Raw genomic sequence first — 19672 nt, forward strand, 5'->3', positions numbered from 1 at the left:
ATAATTTCCAAGAAAAAAAAGATAGGCCCTCCTCTTGATCAAAAGGGAACCTATCTTTTGAATATCATCCGAATAGAATAAGGCATTAAACCAAACCATTGGTATAATTTTGGCGGACTAGCCTCTTTACGATTCAATCTGATTTGTTTACGCTCTGCTTTCGGTCTTTCAAAATGTTTCACAAAGGTTTCTGTCATATATCTCATATAATCATCAAACGACATCGCCTTCACCTCTCTACATTAAGGGAATGGTTGGAAAAACTACTTCCTTTGTAAAGTATAACCAAGTGAATTAGAAATCATTCATCTCTTGCATAATCATTTGGGCAACCTCTTCAATCGATAATTCGCTTGTATCCACCACAGATGACGCACATTCCAAATAATAAGGCAGCCTCGTTTGATACATATCCGTCACTTCTTCCAAGCTCTTATTTTGCAGAAGCGGCCTTCCGCTATCTAGCCCAACACGCTCCAGAATGGAACGGGGATGAGCTTGTAGAAAAATCGTCTTACATTTTTTTAATACCTCTCGATTATCTTCTTTTAAGATCACCCCTCCGCCTGTTGTAATGATAGCCGGCTCTTGTGATAACTCGCTTAACACGTCAGATTCCACTCTCCGGAAATATACCTCCCCGTATTCAGCAAAAATTTCCGGGATGGTCATTTTCATCTTACGCTCAATTTCCTGATCGGAATCCACTACGGAAGTCTCGCAAATTTCAGCTAGTTTTTCACCAACAGAGGTTTTTCCAGCTCCCATAAATCCAATTAAAAATAATGGTCCTTTTATATTCAAAGTGATGCTCCCCCTTGTTTCACACTTTCATTTATGATTATTTTATCATTAAATTTCTCTCCTTTGCATTTAGTTGAATTATTTCCTTGATTTCGCTTTGATAAAAGGATTGAATTTCTTGGATATAGCCCCACTCTGCTACATAAATATGGACCATTTCACCTATAAAAATTAAAACAAGCACAGAAATGAGCATAACAAGTGGATAAATGGCCCCCTTCTCTTGCTTTAAAATGACTCTGCCTCCTTAATAGCAAAACTTGCTCCATCTTTTAGTCCGTCTATAAATTCAACTTGAAGTACTAGCTCATCTCCATTCAATATAAATTCAAAATGTTGAATTTCTTGTAATACAACTTCATGTCCTAGTTTATTCACTTGCCTACGCAATGATCGACCATAGCGCTCATAAGTAATGACTTGTTCCCCTTTTTCTATAATGAGACTAGTATTCGTATTTACTCTCACAACATTGACCTGGTGCGATTTCTCCAACTCCTTCCGTAAGCCGATTATAAATAAGTTCCATTCATAATCTTGATCTGTCTTCATGAGCCCATCCAACGTATGGATCGATTGAAAGATAAGTGGCAGTATTGACATCATTAAAGTGATAAGCATTATTGAAAATAGGGTTTCTAATAAGGTAAAGCCTGATGACTTATTCAACACATTTTTGACGATTTTCATAACGAAAGCAAGCTCTCCTATTCCCTGTTTTTTCTTCATAAAATAATTCATACTGAATACCTTGGCTCAGTCTTGTTTCTCTCAGTGGATACTTAGAAATCGGACTTCGCTCGACATATTCATATAAGAGTCGGTATCCAATCATTTCTTTTTTCCCGTCAGATAATTTGTTCATCATCGAAAAGGAGATAGGAAATAAAGTTATACACAGTATAAGAAGAAAGGAAAGGGAGAGAAGCCCTTCTAAAAAACTAAAACCTCTCTCATTCTTCAATCCTAAAGCGCCCCTTTCCAATATAAAATGTCAATTTGATTGTACGCTGATGTTGTTGAAAAATAATGGTACCAAAATTAGAAACATTTCCGTCCGAGTTAATGACAAAGCTATTCAAATTACTCTTTTGAATATAAATCGTTGATGGAATCCTTCTCTCCAATACTATTTCACCAGACTGAACATCTGTAACCTTGTATTCTTTCTTGATCGACGAAAACTGAATTTGCACTTTATCCCTTCTACTGAGAGCATAAGCATGGGCATAATATAAATCCGCTTCCAGTTGGGTAATAAATGTTTTTTTCTCTAGCATGTCAGAAAAGGATCGATACGTGAAAATACTAAATAACAAAATGATCGATACAACGGATAAGACAATAAGCATCTCTAACAAGGTAAAGCCTCTGCTTGACTGTATATGCTTCACGATCCTGGCTTATTGATGGGCTGAACTTTCCCGTTTACAATTTCCAGTGCACTACCATCTGGACATGTGACTTGTTCCGACTCAAGATACCCCTCGTCACCAAGCTCTTGAAAATCCTTTGGATATTGGTTTTTCTCTATATGATAAGCTTGTACCTGTCCTTGAAGCATAGATACAAATGCTTCACAGCCTTTACTATTAATATTTTTATTATGCTTCGTTACATTCGGTAACGTAATAAGCAAAATCACAGAAATAACAAGCAGAACAATTAGCATCTCGATCAAAGTGAAAGCATGCTGATTCCGTAGATATTTCACTTTACGCCCTCCTTTTATATTAAATAGAATCCATCATTTGAAACATTGGAAAAAAGATCGACATATACATTACAGTCACCATTAATCCGACCAAAATAAAAATCAATGGTTGAATGATTGACATAAAGCGCAAGATTTTCTCCTCTAATCTTTCTGTACAAATTTGACTATAATACAACAATTCACTGCCTAGTCGATCATTTTTCTCCCCATGGGCAACAATGATAACCATTTCGTCTGCCAAAAAATGAAGCTTAGAAAGCGCATTAGGAAAGGTGCTTCCCAAAATCAGTTCCTTTTTCAAAAATTCTCCAACTTCTTGCATAAGTGGGCGAAAGTTTTGCGTTTCCATCATCTTGATAATTTCATTTAAGGAATGCCCACTTTGGAACAATAAGCTCCATTCTCTAGCAAGGAAAATAGTTTGATATAATTTATAGAAGGATTGGTAAAAAGGAATGGAAGATTGGTACGCAGCGATTTCAAAGGCTGATTTCTTGCGAAAGTATCTTTTTATACATAAAGTGAGTAGAAAACAAACACTGAGAGAAATAGCGGAATATATGGGGAGATGATCAACCAGATGAAGGAGGGTTTGGGTCATCCCATTTGGTTGAAAGCCAATGGTACGATAGAGAAGCTGAAACTGTGGTAATAGTACGGTCTTTAAAATAAAAATCACAATCAATAAAGCTACAAATAATAGGCATGGGTATTGAATTAACTTTAGTAATTTTTTCTGTTGTTCTATTTTTTTTAGTAAGTAATTGCCAATTTCCTGAAATGATTTTGCCAGAAACCCATGTTTTTCCGCAAAATAAATTGTTGCACATGCTCGATTATCAAAACCATGCTGGAGGAAAACCTCATGGATGGCATTGCCTTCTTGTAAATCTTTCATCATGGATGCATAAAGGGAACGTTGTTTCTCTTGAATATTCATAAAAAATTGAAAGACTTCTACAAAGGTGTAACCATTTTCCAGCATATCACTTGCTCTAATAAAAAATTGCCCTTGGTCTTTTATCGATATTTTTTTCATCAACAATCCATTTTTCATATTCTTCCTCTGAAATATAGCCAAGCGCAGCCCCCTTTGCAATCAGTTTTGGTAAGGACAATGATGGAGAAAAATGCTCTCCTCCCTTTAATTCTTTCATAGCCATTTGTAAGGTTTGACTGTGTAAAAGTTCATACACTCCTGTTCTCTTCGATATTTGCGATCGAATACAATATTTAGAACACGCAAATCCACAGAATGGACATCTTAACGTTACTAATCTTTGCGAAGTAATAGCGAGCAAAGTCTGCTCTAAATCATGATGTTTGACACCGAATTCACTTAAGCGATACAAAGCCCCCTTTGCATCTCTCGTATGCAAAGTTGAAAGAACTAAATGACCCGTCAAGGCGGCTCTTATAGCAATAAACGCTGTTTCCGCATCACGAATCTCCCCTATTAAAATTACATCAGGATCATGTCGTAAAATAGCCTTTAAGCCCTTATGAAAACTCACCCCTGCTTTTTCATTCACTTGGACTTGTACAAAATGATCATTTTGTTGCTCAACAGGATCTTCTAGTGAAATAACCCGTCGATTCAGTTGCTTAGAACAATAATCAGCTAACGTAAACATGGTTGTGGATTTTCCACTCCCGGTCGGACCTGTGAGGAGAAGCAACCCATGTGCTTGTGTCATAAAATTTTGCAGGACATGCATACTCTTTGGAAATAGGGATAATTTTTGCTGAGAAAGGATTTTTTTATGATGAAGGACGCGGATCACAATACTTTCTTTTGCCTTTGCGGTAGGTAAAGTGGAGATTCTCAATGAAGTCAAATTTCCGGAGATGTAAGTTTGTAGGGAACCACTTTGCGGTTTTCTTCTTTCACCAATATCCATGGAGGCTAGAAATTTTAGGTGAGAAATAACTCTCTCCCCCATTTGAATCGGGATCTTTTTATGCGAGGTCAAAATACCATGGATCCGAAATTGTATCAGATAATCCGTTGAACGGGGCATAGCGTGAATATCTGTAGCCTGATAATACAAAGCCTGGGACAATATGGATTCTGCGATTTTCTCAATGCTCATTTTTCATAAAACACCACCTTTCATACCTTTCTCAAATAACATTTTCGACATGTTTCCTGTTTTTCCTGCATGAATTTAAAAAATATTTTTTAAAAAAATAAAATCCAAGCCATAAAGGATGATCTTGCTCTTTCTAAGGTATACTATATCTAAGTCAGATCATAAAGAATCCACCTATTTGACACAAAGTTGCTAGCTCATATATTTACATTTCAATCGACTTTCCTATATAATAAGGTATTGATGGATGAACGCTAAAAAGGAGGGAATACATATGGACCGCATGTATAGAGTATTAGGCTTTTGGACCGGTATATTTGCTATTATGCTGTATCTTGGAGATATGGAGAAAACTGCATTACTATTCTTGGGCCAAACTGGATTTTTTGTTCTTCTTAGTTATTTAAAATTATCTGAACGTATGTATATGTATGTATTCGCCGCATATTTAACCGTATTTATGTGCGGATTTACATACTACACCTTGTTCCTAATGCCTCCTGGCGGCGGATTAGGGTAACATGAAAAAAGACTGCTTATCTATATAAGAGATGCAGTCTTTTTTTCTTAAACAGATGTCCTGACTTTACAGTTGTAGTAGAAATTCCTTCTCCTTGAATACCGGAAAAGCAAGCCAACGAACTTGAACGTGTGTGATCACTTCGAGGTTCGACACAGGGCGTGTCAGTATTTGGTCGAAGCTACTTTTTCTCAAAGTGCTTTTTGAACAATCTCTTAAAGGAAAGGATTTCCCCTTTTCTCATCCAGAATGGTGGTGGTTGGTCCATGACCAGGCAGTACTTCCGTTTCCCCTGGCATTGTTAATAATTTAGTTTGAATACTTAATAACAATTGACTATGGCTTCCTCCTGGTAAATCTGTTCTCCCTATACTTCCAGCAAATAAAGTATCTCCTGCTACAACAGCTTGGACCTCTTTTATATAATATGAAAGACTTCCTGGCGAATGACCAGGTGTATGGAACATTTCAAACGAAAACGGCCCAATTTTCAATTCTCCTTCCCCAGTAATAAGGTATTCGGCTGGTTGTGCCGTAATATCATCTCCGAAACGACCGGAACCGTTTAAAGATGGATTAGTCAACCACTCTCCCTCTAATTCATGAAGATAAACTGGAATTTTCCACTGCTTTTTAACTTGATCAACTGCGCCAATGTGATCGAAATGTGCATGTGTTAACAGAATCACTAATGGTTGAAGCTGTTGATCTGCTACATATTGATTGAACTCCTCTCCTTGACTGCCAGGATCAAATATAATACATTCTTTACGCTCATTTACAAGAAGGTAACAATTGGTTTGTAACGGCCCTAGTGGGATTTGCATCCATTTCACTATTCTTCGCCCCTTTATCTCAAAAGTAAACATTGAATGAGTTTGTTCATTCACGTATATACTATTCATAACATAGCTTTCAAAGAAGTGTCACTTTTACCGCTCGACAAATCTGAGAAAAAGCTATAAAATAGATGTGAGTATGAGTATTCATTACATAAAAAAATGGAATGGTCCTACAGAAAGGAGTTTCTTATACATGGGTACAGGTATTATCTTTTTGTTAGTTGCATTATTAGCCGTTTTCGCAGTCATTAGTGCCTTAAAAAACAAGAATATCCTTGGATTTTTATTCGGATTCGGAACTTTAGCTGTTTTTGGATTTTTCGCGATTGCAACACTTATCCATCTTCCTGATTCATTACCTAAGTAATATGAAGATCATTAATAAAACGGTGCAGGATTTTTTCCTGCACCGTTTTATGTTGCTGTAATCAATTCATCATTCTCTTCCTCTTTTTCTAAGGGAGGTAATACGAGTCGATCTTTCGTTTCTAAGTTGATTAATTCTTCTAATTGGTAACCATATAAACACAATTTCCAATTAGGCGAACAGGAAATCGGCTTATTTTCCATATGATCGAACATTACTTCTTCATTTTGCTCTGAGAGATCGTAGGCGATAAGCTGAAAGCCTTCCGTATACATATCGGCACTTCCATGCTGTTTTGGTACGAACGTGAGAAACACCTGCTCCGATTCGATATACTCATAATAAGGGATTAACCAATCTGTATATTGCGTTAAGTTCGGTACCTGTATGGAAGACATCATCTCCTGTAACGAAGAGTCAAAAAACTTGTACTCCAGTTGTTCTGCATCCATATCAGCCACATCGATCGTCATCAGGACATTTGAAAAAACATCAAAACGGTACAGATGATCTATAAGCGTTTCTTTTTCCTGAGAATTGGAGAGTAATTGTTGAACGAGAGGAGAAAACACACTCGGCTCATCTGGTGCCCATTCCTGTATAAGAATAGCTTCCTCTCCAAACCACTTTATAAATGGCTCTATTCCTTCCTTTTTCTGAATGGAACGATCACCAATATCAAGCTGTAAACTTTCATAAGACCAATCTTCAAAAAAAGCTGTGATCATCATCAAATTGGGATTTTCTGGATTCCATTCTGCAGCAATTTCATGTGAATCAACAGATGTGGAAAATTTCACATCACCTGCTAAATCGATAAAATCAAGCTTTGCAGAGTGTGCATTTTCTGAGGTATGTACAAGAAGTCTCTCTTTATCAGGATGAATCACAACATCATTAAAAGGGGATTGAGAAGTAAAAATAACACTTGTTTTCCCCTCATAAAGCTGATAAGTCGCTAATTGGTAGTTCCCTTTATGTATAAATGCATATAGGATCGTTTCGTCATCAACCCAACCATATATTTGTTCAAACTCGTCACCAGCCTCTAATTGAAGTGGAGCGGGAGTTGATTGTTCATCTTCATCTTCTTTCGCTGTAGGAGGAGGGTCTTTTTTCTCAATTTCTGGTGAAACAAATTTATTTTGTGACAAAGTACAACCAGGTAAAACGATCAGTACAAGTAGGATCAAGAATATCAAAAAAAACTTTTTCTGCACTTCCACTCCCCTCTTTCTTTTAAAGCCAACATTCTGCTGACCTCAGTCAAGCCAATGCTTCTCTTCAAGAAGCTGCCTTTTAACTTCACTCGTGATCTTGGGAGACTTAGATTATGCATTTACAACATTTTACACTAATCGATTTTCAAAACAACTCACGCAACCTGCAGTTGCGGAGTTGAAAATTATCCCGATGCAGCTGGTCCTAAGTCCCCCTGATGGCACTCCCGCTTTATATTCAATTTTATTACTAGTCATCTTCATAAAAACGTAATAAGTCACCATTAATAATGCTATCGGAGTAACCCAAATCTTTGCTTGCCTTCTCTTTATATGGTTCACAGAAGGCCTCTTCTACAGGTTCTTCTGTTTCTTTGGAATAACAAGTATTTCTCGTATATACATATTCACTTGTAATAAAGCTGCCATCTCTAAATACAATAAAATCTTGATGGTCAGGTGAAAACAGATCTTCTCCAAAGGCTATATCATTTTTCGAATCGACTCCTACTAAGTGAAGTAATGTAGGTTTTAAGTCAATCTGACCACTTACTTTTGAGATCGTTTTGCCTTTTCCTTGATCTGTAACCCCTGGAATATGAACATACAATGGAACGCGTTGCAACTGGGCGCTTACATATGGGGTTACTTCTTTGCCCAAATATTGCTCCATCGCTTCATTATGATTTTCTGAAATGCCATAGTGATCTCCATACATCACAATAATAGAATTTTCATATATTCCTTGATCCTTGAGTTCTTGAAAAAAGTAACGCAACCCTTCATCCATATAACGAACCGTTTGGAAATAACGATTTAACGTGCCACTTTTCGAGTCATACTCATCGATAAATTTATCTTCCTCATCCAATTTAAATGGATGGTGGTTCGTCAAAGTAATCATTTTCGTATAAAATGGTTGTTCCATCGAATTCATCAGATCAACCGATTGCTCGAAAAATGGTATATCTTTCATTCCCCAACCAACTGAAATATCTGGAGTAATCTCATAATCATCTGCTGAATAGAAGTGGTCATATCCAATCGACTCATACATAATATCGCGATTCCAGAAACTTTTATTATTGGCATGCATCGTTGATGTGAAATATCCGTTGTCACCGAGCTTACTTGCCAGTGAATTAAGCTTATTACCTGAATGGGTGAAAAACACGGCTCCCCGTCCTAACGGATACAAAGAATTTTCTAACAAAAATTCAGAATCAGATGTTTTTCCTTGCCCTGTTTGGTGATAAAACTGATCAAAGTAATAACTATCGTCAATCAATTCATTTAAAAATGGTGTAACTGTTTCACCGTTCATATCATGATCAATTACAAAACTTTGCAAAGACTCCAATGTGACCACAATTAAATTACGGTCCTCAGCGATCCCAAACATCTCAGGGTCTGGTTTCACATATTTTGCATTCACATGATTTTCGATATCCACCAATTGACTTCCATCTGCCATTGCTCTTTGTGCAGATGATTTGGATTGTAAAAAGATGTCATATAAATGATAGTTGTATGTTCCTAAATTTTTCACTAACATTTCTCTATCAAAAGTCCTTGTAAGAAGCTGTGGACGTTCTGCTTCTGCAAGGCCAATATTAAGGAATAAGATCGCTGCCGATATAAGAAAATAAGCACGACGACTTGATTTTTTCACAGGAGTAAACTCTGTATTTTTACGGTAATAGCGAGTCAAATAATAAACAATTACGACATCTATAAAATAAAGGAAGTCGTACCAATGAATTTCGGTTGCTGCGCTATCACCCAAGTCGGCAAAATTATTGGTTTGAAATAATACTGGTAAAGTTAGAAAATCTGTGAAAAATCGATAAAAAGCAACATTCGCATATAAAATAAAACTTAAAATCAAACTAGTTAAGAGGATATAGCGTGATTTCCCCTTTTCCGTTTTAAAAAATAGCGAGAGACCGAAAGCGAATAACAAAAAACTAATCGGATTCATAAATAAGATAATCTCTTGCATCAAGTTCTCAATAGTAATAGAAAAACTTGTTTTATACACAATATATGTTTTAATCCAGAGCAAAAAGGCTGCAATTACTGGAAGCAATATAGTGGCCTTTTTCAACTTACTCAATTTTGCTAACCTCCTAAACTATTTCAATCCCAACTTCTTTTCAAATATTGGAACCTCTCATTATCTCTGATCAAAATGTTTTTACTATGAATAACCAGAAATTGAAGAACACACAAATAAAGTGAAACTTCAATCAGTGGGGGTTTTTCGACGCAAAGGGTCTTGTGCTAGTGCAGAGATGGCAATTGTTGGCGCAAACTTAGGCTGTTCCCTCATTCTCCACCTACAGTTTCAGCGTATTCTTTAAGGTCTTGAGATGGGAGTATTACTACAAATTAAAGCGGGATAAATCTACTACTCTTATATAGACGTTTTATACGGTAAAAAGTTTCAGCTAATGACGCATTTTCTTGATTATTCATATTTTAGACATATTTAAGCCTAGCAGGACGTTACAAATTGGGCCTTTGATTCTTAGAAGTTCACTATATATATACACATGGTCTAAACAGAAAGAAAGGGCGAGAATGTATTCTTCCCGCCCTTTATATAATCTTCATTTACTTAATTTTTCTGTCACAATAGAGACTTACTTGTAAAATACTCGTTTCTATCCTATTAATGCAGCTTCATTACCCCTTATTTGCGGCTAACCAACCCGCCCCAACAATACCAGCATCATTGTCTAGTTGTGCTAAAACAATTTCCGTTGACTGAGCAACCGGTTTAAAGGCATAGCGAACAAATGCCTGTTTGATTTCATTAATGAGAAACTCTCCTGCTTTTGAGACACCTCCGCCAACGACAATTTTTTCTGGATTAAGGGTACTGCCGATATTGGCAAGTGCGAGCCCTAAATGATCAGCTAATTCTCCAACCGTTTCTTTGGCTAAAGCATCCCCTGCTTTAGCGGCATCAAATATGTCTTTTGCAGAAAGATCGCCACTTGCTTGTAACTTCTCTTTTAAAATAGAATCACCTTCATAGATTGCTAAATGATCCTTCGCCGTTCGGACGATTCCTGTGGCGGATGCAACTGTTTCTAGGCACCCTGTTTTCCCACAATTACACATATAACCATTCCTCGGTACAGATGTGATGTGGCCAATTTCTCCAGCTGCACCATTTGCACCATGAATAATGTCACCTTTGACAATCACACCGCCACCAACACCAGTGCCGAGTGTAATACAAATTAAATCTTTTGCACCTGACCCTGCTCCTCTCCACATTTCACCGAGAGCAGCTACATTCGCATCATTTTCAATTACAACAGGAATATGTAAGGCTGCTTGCATAAGATCACGCAGCGGAAAATTGTCTTTCCAACCAATATTGACTGCCCCATCCAAAATTCCCTTTTCAGTATCAACAGGTCCAGGAGCCCCAACACCAGCCGCCTTCAATGCTTCATAAGGAATTTGCAGTTCAGCTAATTTTTCTGTGATTGCATTTTTTATGTCATTAAAGATCCCTTTTCCACCATCTGTTTTATCAGTTGGAATTTCCCATTTGGTAAGGATTTCACCTGCTTTTGAAATCAACGCCAATTTAATTGTCGTGCCTCCGATATCAATCCCTGCTAACATCTCTTTCATTTTAATCCCCTACTTTTCATTCTTTTCTTTTTTTCTTGAACCATTTCGTTCCGTATAACCAATAAAGCTTCATGCATCTCTTCCTTGGTTATTAGACCAGATAGGTATAGTTCCTTTATTTCTGTTTCCATCATTTCCATATCAAGCATGCGGTCACCCATGTAAAGAAAATGACCAAATCTCTTTAACAATTGTTGAACATCATAAAAATTTTTCATTCTTCATCCCATCATTATAGTGCTTTGTTCAAAACAAAAGCTCGAATAGAGTTTTTTATCGGAACTTTTTGAACATCTTCTGATTAATAAACATGATAGCCGTAGTATAACATGAAAGCTGTCAAGAGCCCTAGTATTATCACGAAAGTTATCTGGTTTTTCACTTTTTTATTGTTCGGAAGGTGAACAATACCTGATGCAAAAAATCCGCCAACCAGGCCGCCAATATGTCCTTGATAATCAATTCCCGGGACAATCAAACCAAATATTAAATTTAGACCAACGAAAAACAAGACATTTCGGCCAATCGTACGAAAGAATAGTTGTGGAAAAGCAAAACCGACATAAAGCAAAGCTCCAAAGCAACCGAAAATGGCTCCACTCGCTCCAGCCGCTAAATTTTGATTCATAACAAAACTAAAAAGCGTTCCCATAAAGCCAGAAAATAAATAAATCCAGATAAATCGACTTCTGCCGAAAATCCGCTCAACGGCTGTTCCTAAATAATATAGTGCCAATGTATTGATGATCAAATGCAGAATACCAATATGAAGAAAGATCGGTGTGATTAAGCGCCACCATTCTCCTTGAATAATGAGGGGAGGAAATTTAGCGCCAAAGTAAATCAAAGTCTCAGGATTAGTACTCCCTCCATATAGTTCTAACAAAATAAACATGATCACTTGTATTGCAATAAATATATATGTAAATAAAGGTGTTGATGCGGAAAAAAACTTTTGATCTGCTTTTTCTTGTTGCGAAGCTTTATTTAAAACTGCTTGCGCCAGAAGAAGCACATCAGCCTCTTGATATTCATCTTTTAAGGATAGGACTGGCTTCTTTCCAATATAACCTGCTAATTGGCTCGTTGAATCCTCAAGATCCTCTCTTGTCATAAATAGAGATGATACGGTCGTTCTTCCGTTTATTACTTGATCCTGGGTTGGCTCGCCAATCGGCAAATGTTCCGTTATATAGAGGTTTAAAATCGTTAGTTTTCTAGTAAATAAATGTTTCCTAAGCCTTTCCCCTTGCTCCGCAGTTTGCTGTTGATCACGATTGAAGCGGTTGGCCCAAGCCATATTCGAAAGAACGATTCTAATGATACGAGCTGAATGATTTTGCCTATTTTCAAACCAAATTTCTGTATGGTTCTTATTAATCCGTAGTAAGCGATAGTTACATTCGTTCATAAAGAAATAGGCCAGTCGCCAAAACAAAAAATGCTCTCGTCCAGTCAAACCGCTTTCCCTTCTTTCATCTACCCTAGGTACTCTTTCTTCTCTTTACTATAACAGAATTAAAATGAGGTGAACAATCTATATTACAAAAAAAATAAAGCCAGCCTGTACAGGGCCAGCAAGAAAGTGTTTTAAATTAACTAGACAATTTCATCCAAAGGTTCGAGGCTAGATTTCTATAGTAGCGGTTATATTTGATTGAATCGAGGATTTTTTCCCGAAAACGAATGAGCAGCATAGCAAGTATAAAGAAAATACAAAAGCGCAATAACGAATTTATCATGATCATCCCTCCTCAGAGATTATCATGCGTTGAAATCTACTTTTTATTCTTTTTAACACAATCAATCAACGTGCTTTCAGTTACAATTTTTTGCACGGGCAGATCAAATGGCTCAATCGGGATTCTTTCATTTATTTGCCTCATAAAGGCCAGTGCCATCGTATTACGATGATAATCACCTAGAAAACGATCGTAAAAGCCTCCACCATATCCAAGGCGATAGCCCTCTTTTGTAAAAGTCAGCCCTGGCACTATTAATAAATCGATTTCGTTTTTTTGCTGAAGTCTAGTCTCTTCGGGAATTGGTTCATAGAGATGAGAGTATCCTTTTTCCATTTGTAAAAATGTTTCAAGCTGATAAAATGACATTACTTTTTGAATGGGGTCACTTTTAGGAATCGAGATAATTTTCCCTTGCCTCCAAGCCATACGAATAATCGGCCAAGTATCCACTTCTGGAAAGCGCGATACTGTGATACCAATCGTTTTTGCTTTTTTCCATTCATTTGTTCGATATAATCTTTCACCTATTTGATAAGACAATTGCGCATGTTGCAAGGAATCTAATTCCCGTAATGCTTGCAACATTTTTCTTCTCAAAGTTTTTTTCTCCATATTTTCGGCTCCTACTAAAGTGAAACTTCAATCAGTGGGATTTTCCTTCATCCCCACTGATTAGTAAGGGTCAAGTGGATGAACAGCTAAATTCGCGCCGTCCTGGCGCAACGCTGTTCGGACCAACGTCCTGTTGGCCTAAATACGCGACGTCCTGTCGTTTCGCCTGCACTAGTACGTCCTGTACGTCGCAACGCCTTTGTGACCCACTTCCTGTCGACCCGAACAAATCGGGCTTTTGCTGGCTATTGATCCCCCACTTACAATTCTAGGTTTTCCCGCGAATTCTTGAAGTGGGGGTCTTACAGCCAGTTAATGCGGGATAAAAAAACGCCAGGATCACTGGATGCCCAATGGTTCTGACGTTTTTTAGCAACAATTATTTTGTTTCCCTGTGCAAAGTAACACGTTTAAGTCTGGGACAATATTTCTTCAACTCAAGACGGTCAGGGTTATTACGCTTGTTTTTTGTTGAAATATAGTTACGATCACCGCACTCTGTGCAGGCTAATGTAATATTAACGCGCATGTCTTTCCCTCCAAACTAGTACATTCTCACTGTTCATACGACTTTTATATAATAGCATTAAAACAAGAGAAATTCCAGTTTCATTTTAGCAAAGTTTTTATTTTTATCAAGAAGAAGCTTACTAAGTGAATGTACTGACCTTATTCTGCTCAAAATTAAGCGATATAGGTATATAGACTCCCACTACTTTCAAACGAAATATTCACTAGGCATGAGGAAGAAAACTTTTAAGAAATGGAGGATTTTGTCGATATATGGTATAAATAGAACAAAAGCGCAAGGCACCCGTTTAGCGACGTACAAACTTTTATTAAGGAAGAACGGCTAAAAACGTGCCATCCCTGGCGGCAGACTCAAGGCGCGACATCCTGTCGCTTTGTCTGCACTAGTACTCCTGTACGTCGCAACGCCGATGGACTCGTACATTGGTGCTGCCAACACAAAATCCCTAAGGAATATTTTATATTTTCTTCTCTTTGAACAAATCATATTTGAGGTGAACTATGCATACTTTAGTCATTATTTTACTTTCTCTAGCTGTTCTACTATTTCTTATCTCCCTGTTTCAGCCTGATCGAACAAAGGCATTGGAAAAAGAGTTAGAGCAAGTATCCATGAAGCTTTTACAAGAAAATTATTTACTAAAAAAAAGAGTGAAGGTATTAGAAGAAGAACTGTTAGCATCTGATTTCCAAGAATCTTTTGCTACGAAAGAACCTATTAATAAACCGAATGAGATTTTAAAAAACCAAGTGATTGCTCTCTACCGTCAAGGATTAAGCATTGGGCAAATTTCTAAGCAGTCTTCCCTTCCAATCAACCATGTTCAACAGATCATCGCAACCCACGAGTCTAGCTTGGGAGGCGATCATCGTGGATAAAAGAGGAACACGAGGGATAGCGATTGGCCTTCTCCTATCAGCGATCTGTTTATTCGCTTTCCAATATCTTAATCCAAGCGAAAACAAAGAATCTGAAACTAGCAATACGTCTGAAGACGCGAATATCACAGTGGCTGAGCTTGAAGAGCTACAAAATGAGGTGAATGATTGGCAAAGCAAGTATGAGGAACTTGAAAAAAAGCATAAAAGTGAAAGCGAACAAGAAAAAATGAAGAAATCCAGAGAGCAACCAGCAAGTTTTGAATTAACCGTTGAAGCGGGTATGGCTTCTAAGGAAATCAGTGATCAATTAGAAGCAGCGAAAATCATAAACGATTCAGGAGACTTTAATGATTATTTGGAAGCAAAAGGATTGCAAACCAAGATTCGCACTGGTACATATACAATGGAACAAAACATGTCTTATCAGGAAATTTCAGATATGCTGACAAAACAATAATAAATATTGACATAGAAGAAGCCTGCCATCAAGTAAAGTGATGGCAGGCTTGTTTTTTTCTGGGTGTTTCCGCCCAGAAGATCCCTATTGTTTTAGTCTTCTCTTTCCTTCATTAAATCGAAATAGGCTTTCATCACGCGTTTGCCGATATCTGAATTAATTTTATTCTCAGTGTCGCCGTCCAAATAAGCGGAAGGAACAATAATTGAAATTGCGATTTCCGGATTCTCATATGGGGCATAAGCAACTAAAGATAAATTCCACACACTTTGTCCTTGGTCATATGTTTCCGCGGTTCCAGTTTTAGCAGCAATGCGAAGGTTTTTATACTCACCTTCTCCTAACATTTTTCCTGTCCTCTGTGAATCTCCTGAATGAACCACACTCCAAAATCCTTCTTGGACGCTTTTGATTTCATTATCTGTTGCATCAATTCGATTTAATACTTTTGGCTTCACTTCTTGGGCAATTGGACCAAGAGTTCCTTCACCATCCCCTGGTTCACGAATTTCTTTAACAATATGTGGTTGCATTCGATAGCCGCCATTGGCAATCGTTGACACATATTGCGCAAGCTGTAAATTTGTAAACGTATCGTACTGGCCAATCGCAAAGTCAAGTGCATTCCCTGCATCCGATTTTGCGATATCCCCTTTATAACCAGGCATTTCCCCGGGTAAATCAATCCCTGTCATCGCCCCAAGGCCAAATTGATTAAAATAATAGCGCATCTTTTCAACTGTCTTTACTTTATCAATACTTAAATAATCGCCTTTTGAATAACTGTTCATCCCACCAATTTTCATCGCAGTTTTAAACATATAGACGTTTGAGGATTTTGTTAAAGCTTGTCTTTCATTTAAATAAATTTGATTATAACGATTAAACCATGAGCTTTTTTTAGGAGAACCTTGAAATTCAAGCGGCTGATCTAAAATTGAATCGCCAGGTTGATTTACTCCTGTCATAAACCCCGTTAACACAGTCGCCCCTTTTACAGAAGATCCCGGTGCATAAGCTGTAGTAAAATTTCCTGAAGCAAAATCTCGGAGCACATATTTCTCTTCATCTTCATCATGCACATATTGCTTCCCAGATAATGCAAGGATCTCACCAGTATTAGGATCCATTAATGTGACAAACGCCCGATCTAATAATTGGGTTCCGCCGTAGTTCGCTTTTGTTTTCCTTAATTCTTCTTCAACAATTTCGTCAACCTTTTGCTGCAGTTCCATATCTGTTGTGAGGACAAGGTCTTTGCCACGAGCTCCTTCTGATACAATATCTGTTTCTAAAATTTGTCCTGATTTGGTCACATTTTTCACTTTTTCTTTTTGTCCTTGTAAAACATCCTCATATTGTAATTCCAAATAGCTTTTTCCAACCCGATCACTACGGCTATAGCCATGCGCTTCATAATAGGCTAATTTTTCAGCCGGAAGACCGGTATTGACATTGCCTAGAATCGTACGCAAAGTATCCTTAAATGGATAGGTTCTTTGCCAGTCCATCGTTGTATCTACCCCAGGAAGATCATGTAAATTTTCACTTACTCTTGCGAATTCCTCAAGGGAGACATCTTTATTTTTGACGATTTGTGGATCAAGCGCGTAGCCTTTTGTGAATTCTCGATAGATAGCCAACACTTCTAAGTCGTCGTCGGAAAGCATCTCTAAATCTTCGTCGGTCACGCGTTCTCTTTGTAATTCGGCCGCTTTCTCGTCTTTATACTCATCCCATTCTTCTTTTGACAACTTCGCCTTTGCCTCGTCAGGATGAAGTAAGATCCAAAAATCAATCTGATCTCGTTCTGTAATTTTATCGGTTTTTTGTTCAATTAATGTCGCTAATTTCTTTGCCGTTTCCAGTGTTGTTTCTTGGTCGAATTTTTTCGGAGCTGTATATGTAATGGCTCGTTCTGCTTGATTCCCAACCACTGACTGATGATCTCGGTCATAGATTAAACCTCTTGGTACACTCGTTGAGACTGTTACATCTTCTGTTCGATCCAGCTCTCGTTTTGCATCTTCTCCATGAACGATTTGGACATACCCAAGACGGAAAATTAATGCAGCAAAGAGAATAAAGACAGCAAAAAACAATAAATTAATCCGAAGTGGAATATGCGTCTTTTTCTTCTTATTCTTCTTTCCCAACTGATCCAGCCCTTCCCCTTATGTTTTCTCTCTTTATTGTAAAAGAAAAACGAGCAAGATGCTAGCTTTAAATCGTATAAGCTCTTTTAGTTTAATTCCAGTTTCTGTAAAACTAAGGCTGCCAACGTATGTCCAAGTCCAAATATTAATAGCATAGCCGGAATAGCTGTCTCAGGAATGATTAGCTTTATCGCGATAATAAAAAGAATAATGGAAATCACTCTTCCTGCATTTAAAAATAGCTCTTTAACAACGACATATTCAATCCGCATTTCTGCTGCAGCATGACTTTTTCCAATCACATCATACGTAATGGAGGAATAAGGAACAAGCATTAGTGGGTAAGCAATGCCGATAACTACGCCATACATAAGTAACCGAACATAAGTAGGATCTATAAAGATTAAAAAAATCGCGGCATAGAGGATCATCCCGCCAATGATCATTACTTTCTTTCTTTTGTCCTTTTTTATCAGCTTTGTCGCTACTGAATACATAATAAAGGCGGTCCCCGCGTGAATCATCCCGTAGGTTCCTAGTGCTAATTCATTATTCGTTGCAATGAAGAGATAAACCGATATGATAAATACAAAGGTCCCTTCACGGATTCCTTGTAATAAATGGGCATTGGTCACAAGCTTCCAATTTTTATTTCGTTTTCTTTCCTGAAACACTTTCACAAATAAATATCGACCTGAAGAAGGACGGCGTTGGAGAAAAAAACTAGTGACCACCGCAGCAGAAAATAAGGCCAGAGATATTGCAAATATAATTGTGTACCCAGCATTAGAAGTGAAGCGAGTGATAATAAAGCCAGCAGTAATTGGTCCAATGATTCCTCCTGAAGATGTTAAAGCACCCATAAAACCATTAAAGAAATCTCTTGTTTCCGGTTCCGTAATTTCAAATGTTAATACATTAAACGCTAACCAGTAAAAACCATAGCCAATCCCCAGCAGACCACCTAAAACAACTAAGTAATCATCGGTTTTTTCACCAATTAATAATACTGCGATAAAAAATAAGGCTAAGAAAATCACGCCGATCCGTAACACAATCACTCGATCAATTTTCTTCGCTAATCTCCCTGCCAAAATAAACGTAATGGGTTGCATTACAACAACTGAAAGATTGTATATCGCCAGGTCCGTATAGCTACCTGATTGTTTCCACAAATAAACATTCACGAAAGTATTGGAAAGGGCAATACTAAGTGAATATAAGCCTCCGACAATTAATAACAGAATTAAATCTTTTGTTATATCCATCCCACTATAAAGGTTTTTGAGTTTCAGCATAGAAGAACTCCCCTTTTCTTCTCCTTAGCTTTGGTGAAGAAAAGAGATTTATACTTTAAATTTTTTCCTTTCCTAAAAGAGCATGCAAAAAGGCTGTCAAGTTGAACTCGACAGCCTTTTACGAAGAAAATTATTTATTTTGCCGCATCGTATTGCTTTTGTACAGCATCCCAGTTAACAACATTCCAGAACGCGCTCATATACTCAGGGCGACGATTTTGATATTTTAGATAGTATGCATGCTCCCATACATCAAGACCCAACAATGGTTTTTGCCCTTCCATTAATGGACTATCTTGGTTAGGAGTGCTTGTGATCTCAAGTCCTCCATTATTAACTACTAGCCAAGCCCAACCAGAACCAAAGCGGGCAGCACCAGCTGCTTGGAAATCTTCTTTAAATTGATCAAAGCTGCCAAATTTGCTAGTAATGGCTTCAGCCAAAGAACCTGTTGGTTCCCCACCACCATCAGGAGACAATAGTGTCCAGAACAATGAATGGTTTGCATGACCACCACCATTATTTCGTACAGCTGTACGAATAGATTCAGGAACCGAATCCAGATCAGAAATCAAATCTTCAACAGATTTGCTTGCTAAGTCCTCATGCCCCTCGAGAGCATCATTCAATTTCGTCACATATGTGTTATGGTGCTTCGTATGGTGAATGTTCATTGTTTCCTTATCAATATGAGGCTCCAATGCATCATATCCATAAGGTAATTGCGGTAATTCGTATGCCATTCATAATTCCTCCCTATGTAATATTTTGAAT

General features: G+C 37.6%; 23 protein-coding genes. 4 read left to right on the forward strand and 19 right to left on the reverse strand.

The features are described from left to right. Positions 1-50: 50 nt before the first annotated feature. From KI375_RS19890 to comGA, 8 genes are all read right to left on the reverse strand, one after another. Positions 51-224, reverse strand: coding sequence for a YqzE family protein (locus tag KI375_RS19890; RefSeq protein WP_212975178.1), 174 nt, complete (start codon positions 222-224; stop codon positions 51-53). Between the two features lie 70 nt (positions 225-294). Next, positions 295-804, reverse strand: a complete 510-nt coding sequence (locus KI375_RS19895) for a shikimate kinase (RefSeq protein WP_212975179.1) — start codon at positions 802-804, stop codon at positions 295-297. A gap of 228 nt (positions 805-1032) precedes the next feature. After that, entirely contained in the window at positions 1033-1494 is a 462-nt protein-coding gene (comGF, locus tag KI375_RS19900) for a competence type IV pilus minor pilin ComGF (RefSeq protein ID WP_212975213.1), read from the reverse strand. Further along, positions 1466-1768 carry a hypothetical protein gene (locus KI375_RS19905; RefSeq protein WP_212975180.1) on the reverse strand — a complete coding sequence of 101 codons (303 nt, stop codon included), beginning with the start codon at positions 1766-1768 and terminating at the stop codon, positions 1466-1468. Before KI375_RS19905 ends, comGF begins: the two co-directional genes overlap by 29 nt. Continuing rightward, entirely contained in the window at positions 1758-2198 is a 441-nt protein-coding gene (gene comGD, locus KI375_RS19910) for a competence type IV pilus minor pilin ComGD (RefSeq protein WP_374706879.1), read from the reverse strand. Before comGD ends, KI375_RS19905 begins: the two co-directional genes overlap by 11 nt. Beyond that, positions 2195-2518 (reverse strand): competence type IV pilus major pilin ComGC, encoded by a 324-nt coding sequence (comGC, locus tag KI375_RS19915; protein ID WP_212975182.1) that lies wholly within the window; start codon positions 2516-2518, stop codon positions 2195-2197. The genes comGD and comGC overlap by 4 nt, the downstream gene beginning before the upstream one ends. A 19-nt stretch (positions 2519-2537) precedes the next feature. Further along, complete coding sequence (comGB, locus tag KI375_RS19920) at positions 2538-3560, reverse strand: competence type IV pilus assembly protein ComGB (RefSeq protein WP_212975183.1); 1023 nt, start codon at positions 3558-3560, stop codon at positions 2538-2540. After that, on the reverse strand, positions 3517-4614 hold the full coding sequence (comGA, locus tag KI375_RS19925; RefSeq protein WP_212975184.1) for a competence type IV pilus ATPase ComGA: 1098 nt from the start codon (positions 4612-4614) through the stop codon (positions 3517-3519). The genes comGB and comGA overlap by 44 nt, the downstream gene beginning before the upstream one ends. Positions 4615-4888: 274 nt before the next feature. Between comGA and KI375_RS19930 the strand changes: the two genes are divergently transcribed. Beyond that, the gene (locus KI375_RS19930; RefSeq protein WP_057983290.1) at positions 4889-5134 is read left to right on the forward strand and encodes a DUF2626 domain-containing protein; all 246 of its coding nucleotides are present in this window, start codon (positions 4889-4891) and stop codon (positions 5132-5134) included. A gap of 215 nt (positions 5135-5349) precedes the next feature. Here the strand turns inward: KI375_RS19930 and KI375_RS19935 are convergent, their stop codons facing one another. Beyond that, complete coding sequence (locus tag KI375_RS19935; protein ID WP_212975185.1) at positions 5350-5970, reverse strand: MBL fold metallo-hydrolase; 621 nt, start codon at positions 5968-5970, stop codon at positions 5350-5352. A gap of 199 nt (positions 5971-6169) precedes the next feature. Between KI375_RS19935 and KI375_RS19940 the strand changes: the two genes are divergently transcribed. Next, positions 6170-6343: a DUF2759 domain-containing protein gene (locus KI375_RS19940; protein ID WP_212975186.1), complete on the forward strand. Its 174-nt coding sequence runs from the start codon at positions 6170-6172 to the stop codon at positions 6341-6343. A 47-nt stretch (positions 6344-6390) separates the two neighbouring features. On the opposite strand, the gene KI375_RS19945 is transcribed toward KI375_RS19940, so the two are convergent. From KI375_RS19945 to rpmG, 7 genes are all read right to left on the reverse strand, one after another. After that, positions 6391-7563 (reverse strand): YqgU-like beta propeller domain-containing protein, encoded by a 1173-nt coding sequence (locus tag KI375_RS19945; protein ID WP_212975187.1) that lies wholly within the window; start codon positions 7561-7563, stop codon positions 6391-6393. 250 nt (positions 7564-7813) lie between these two features. Next, positions 7814-9679: an LTA synthase family protein gene (locus KI375_RS19950; RefSeq protein ID WP_212975188.1), complete on the reverse strand. Its 1866-nt coding sequence runs from the start codon at positions 9677-9679 to the stop codon at positions 7814-7816. Between the two features lie 572 nt (positions 9680-10251). Continuing rightward, positions 10252-11217: an ROK family glucokinase gene (locus KI375_RS19955; protein ID WP_212975189.1), complete on the reverse strand. Its 966-nt coding sequence runs from the start codon at positions 11215-11217 to the stop codon at positions 10252-10254. Further along, positions 11214-11435: a YqgQ family protein gene (locus KI375_RS19960; RefSeq protein ID WP_212975190.1), complete on the reverse strand. Its 222-nt coding sequence runs from the start codon at positions 11433-11435 to the stop codon at positions 11214-11216. Before KI375_RS19960 ends, KI375_RS19955 begins: the two co-directional genes overlap by 4 nt. Before the next feature lie 83 nt (positions 11436-11518). Beyond that, on the reverse strand, positions 11519-12676 hold the full coding sequence (locus tag KI375_RS19965; protein ID WP_212975191.1) for a rhomboid family intramembrane serine protease: 1158 nt from the start codon (positions 12674-12676) through the stop codon (positions 11519-11521). Positions 12677-12995: 319 nt separating this feature from the next. After that, positions 12996-13574 (reverse strand): 5-formyltetrahydrofolate cyclo-ligase, encoded by a 579-nt coding sequence (locus KI375_RS19970; protein WP_212975192.1) that lies wholly within the window; start codon positions 13572-13574, stop codon positions 12996-12998. Between the two features lie 379 nt (positions 13575-13953). Then, complete coding sequence (gene rpmG / locus KI375_RS19975; RefSeq protein WP_207452736.1) at positions 13954-14103, reverse strand: 50S ribosomal protein L33; 150 nt, start codon at positions 14101-14103, stop codon at positions 13954-13956. Between the two features lie 503 nt (positions 14104-14606). Here rpmG and KI375_RS19980 point away from each other — a divergent pair. Together KI375_RS19980 and KI375_RS19985 are read left to right on the forward strand one after the other, a co-directional pair. Beyond that, positions 14607-14984 carry a hypothetical protein gene (locus tag KI375_RS19980; protein ID WP_212975193.1) on the forward strand — a complete coding sequence of 126 codons (378 nt, stop codon included), beginning with the start codon at positions 14607-14609 and terminating at the stop codon, positions 14982-14984. Then, entirely contained in the window at positions 14977-15444 is a 468-nt protein-coding gene (locus KI375_RS19985) for an endolytic transglycosylase MltG (RefSeq protein ID WP_212975194.1), read from the forward strand. The genes KI375_RS19980 and KI375_RS19985 overlap by 8 nt, the downstream gene beginning before the upstream one ends. Positions 15445-15536: 92 nt before the next feature. On the opposite strand, the gene KI375_RS19990 is transcribed toward KI375_RS19985, so the two are convergent. The 3 genes from KI375_RS19990 to sodA all read right to left on the reverse strand — a co-directional run bounded on the left by KI375_RS19990 (position 15537) and on the right by sodA (position 19641). After that, entirely contained in the window at positions 15537-17600 is a 2064-nt protein-coding gene (locus tag KI375_RS19990; protein ID WP_244852858.1) for a peptidoglycan D,D-transpeptidase FtsI family protein, read from the reverse strand. 86 nt (positions 17601-17686) lie between these two features. Continuing rightward, entirely contained in the window at positions 17687-18898 is a 1212-nt protein-coding gene (locus tag KI375_RS19995; protein ID WP_212975195.1) for an MFS transporter, read from the reverse strand. 134 nt (positions 18899-19032) lie between these two features. Next, positions 19033-19641 carry a superoxide dismutase SodA gene (gene sodA, locus KI375_RS20000; protein WP_212975196.1) on the reverse strand — a complete coding sequence of 203 codons (609 nt, stop codon included), beginning with the start codon at positions 19639-19641 and terminating at the stop codon, positions 19033-19035. Positions 19642-19672: the final 31 nt, after the last annotated feature.

Origin of the sequence: Bacillus sp. J14TS2 (genome assembly GCF_018333015.1) — a bacterium.
GTDB lineage: Bacteria > Bacillota > Bacilli > Bacillales > Bacillaceae_C > Lederbergia.

What these genes read in the sequence shown, in the direction of transcription:
- KI375_RS19940 (WP_212975186.1), top strand. Translation starts at nt 6,170, where the DNA reads ATGGGTACAGGTATTATCTTTTTGTTAGTTGCATTATTAGCCGTTTTC.
- KI375_RS19980 (WP_212975193.1), top strand. Translation starts at nt 14,607, where the DNA reads ATGCATACTTTAGTCATTATTTTACTTTCTCTAGCTGTTCTACTATTT.
- KI375_RS19955 (WP_212975189.1), bottom strand. Translation starts at nt 11,217, where the DNA reads ATGAAAGAGATGTTAGCAGGGATTGATATCGGAGGCACGACAATTAAA.
- comGA (WP_212975184.1), bottom strand. Translation starts at nt 4,614, where the DNA reads ATGAGCATTGAGAAAATCGCAGAATCCATATTGTCCCAGGCTTTGTAT.
- KI375_RS19995 (WP_212975195.1), bottom strand. Translation starts at nt 18,898, where the DNA reads ATGCTGAAACTCAAAAACCTTTATAGTGGGATGGATATAACAAAAGAT.
- KI375_RS19890 (WP_212975178.1), bottom strand. Translation starts at nt 224, where the DNA reads ATGTCGTTTGATGATTATATGAGATATATGACAGAAACCTTTGTGAAA.
- KI375_RS19930 (WP_057983290.1), top strand. Translation starts at nt 4,889, where the DNA reads ATGGACCGCATGTATAGAGTATTAGGCTTTTGGACCGGTATATTTGCT.
- rpmG (WP_207452736.1), bottom strand. Translation starts at nt 14,103, where the DNA reads ATGCGCGTTAATATTACATTAGCCTGCACAGAGTGCGGTGATCGTAAC.
- comGF (WP_212975213.1), bottom strand. Translation starts at nt 1,494, where the DNA reads ATGAAAATCGTCAAAAATGTGTTGAATAAGTCATCAGGCTTTACCTTA.
- KI375_RS19970 (WP_212975192.1), bottom strand. Translation starts at nt 13,574, where the DNA reads ATGGAGAAAAAAACTTTGAGAAGAAAAATGTTGCAAGCATTACGGGAA.
- comGB (WP_212975183.1), bottom strand. Translation starts at nt 3,560, where the DNA reads ATGAAAAAAATATCGATAAAAGACCAAGGGCAATTTTTTATTAGAGCA.
- KI375_RS19960 (WP_212975190.1), bottom strand. Translation starts at nt 11,435, where the DNA reads ATGAAAAATTTTTATGATGTTCAACAATTGTTAAAGAGATTTGGTCAT.
- sodA (WP_212975196.1), bottom strand. Translation starts at nt 19,641, where the DNA reads ATGGCATACGAATTACCGCAATTACCTTATGGATATGATGCATTGGAG.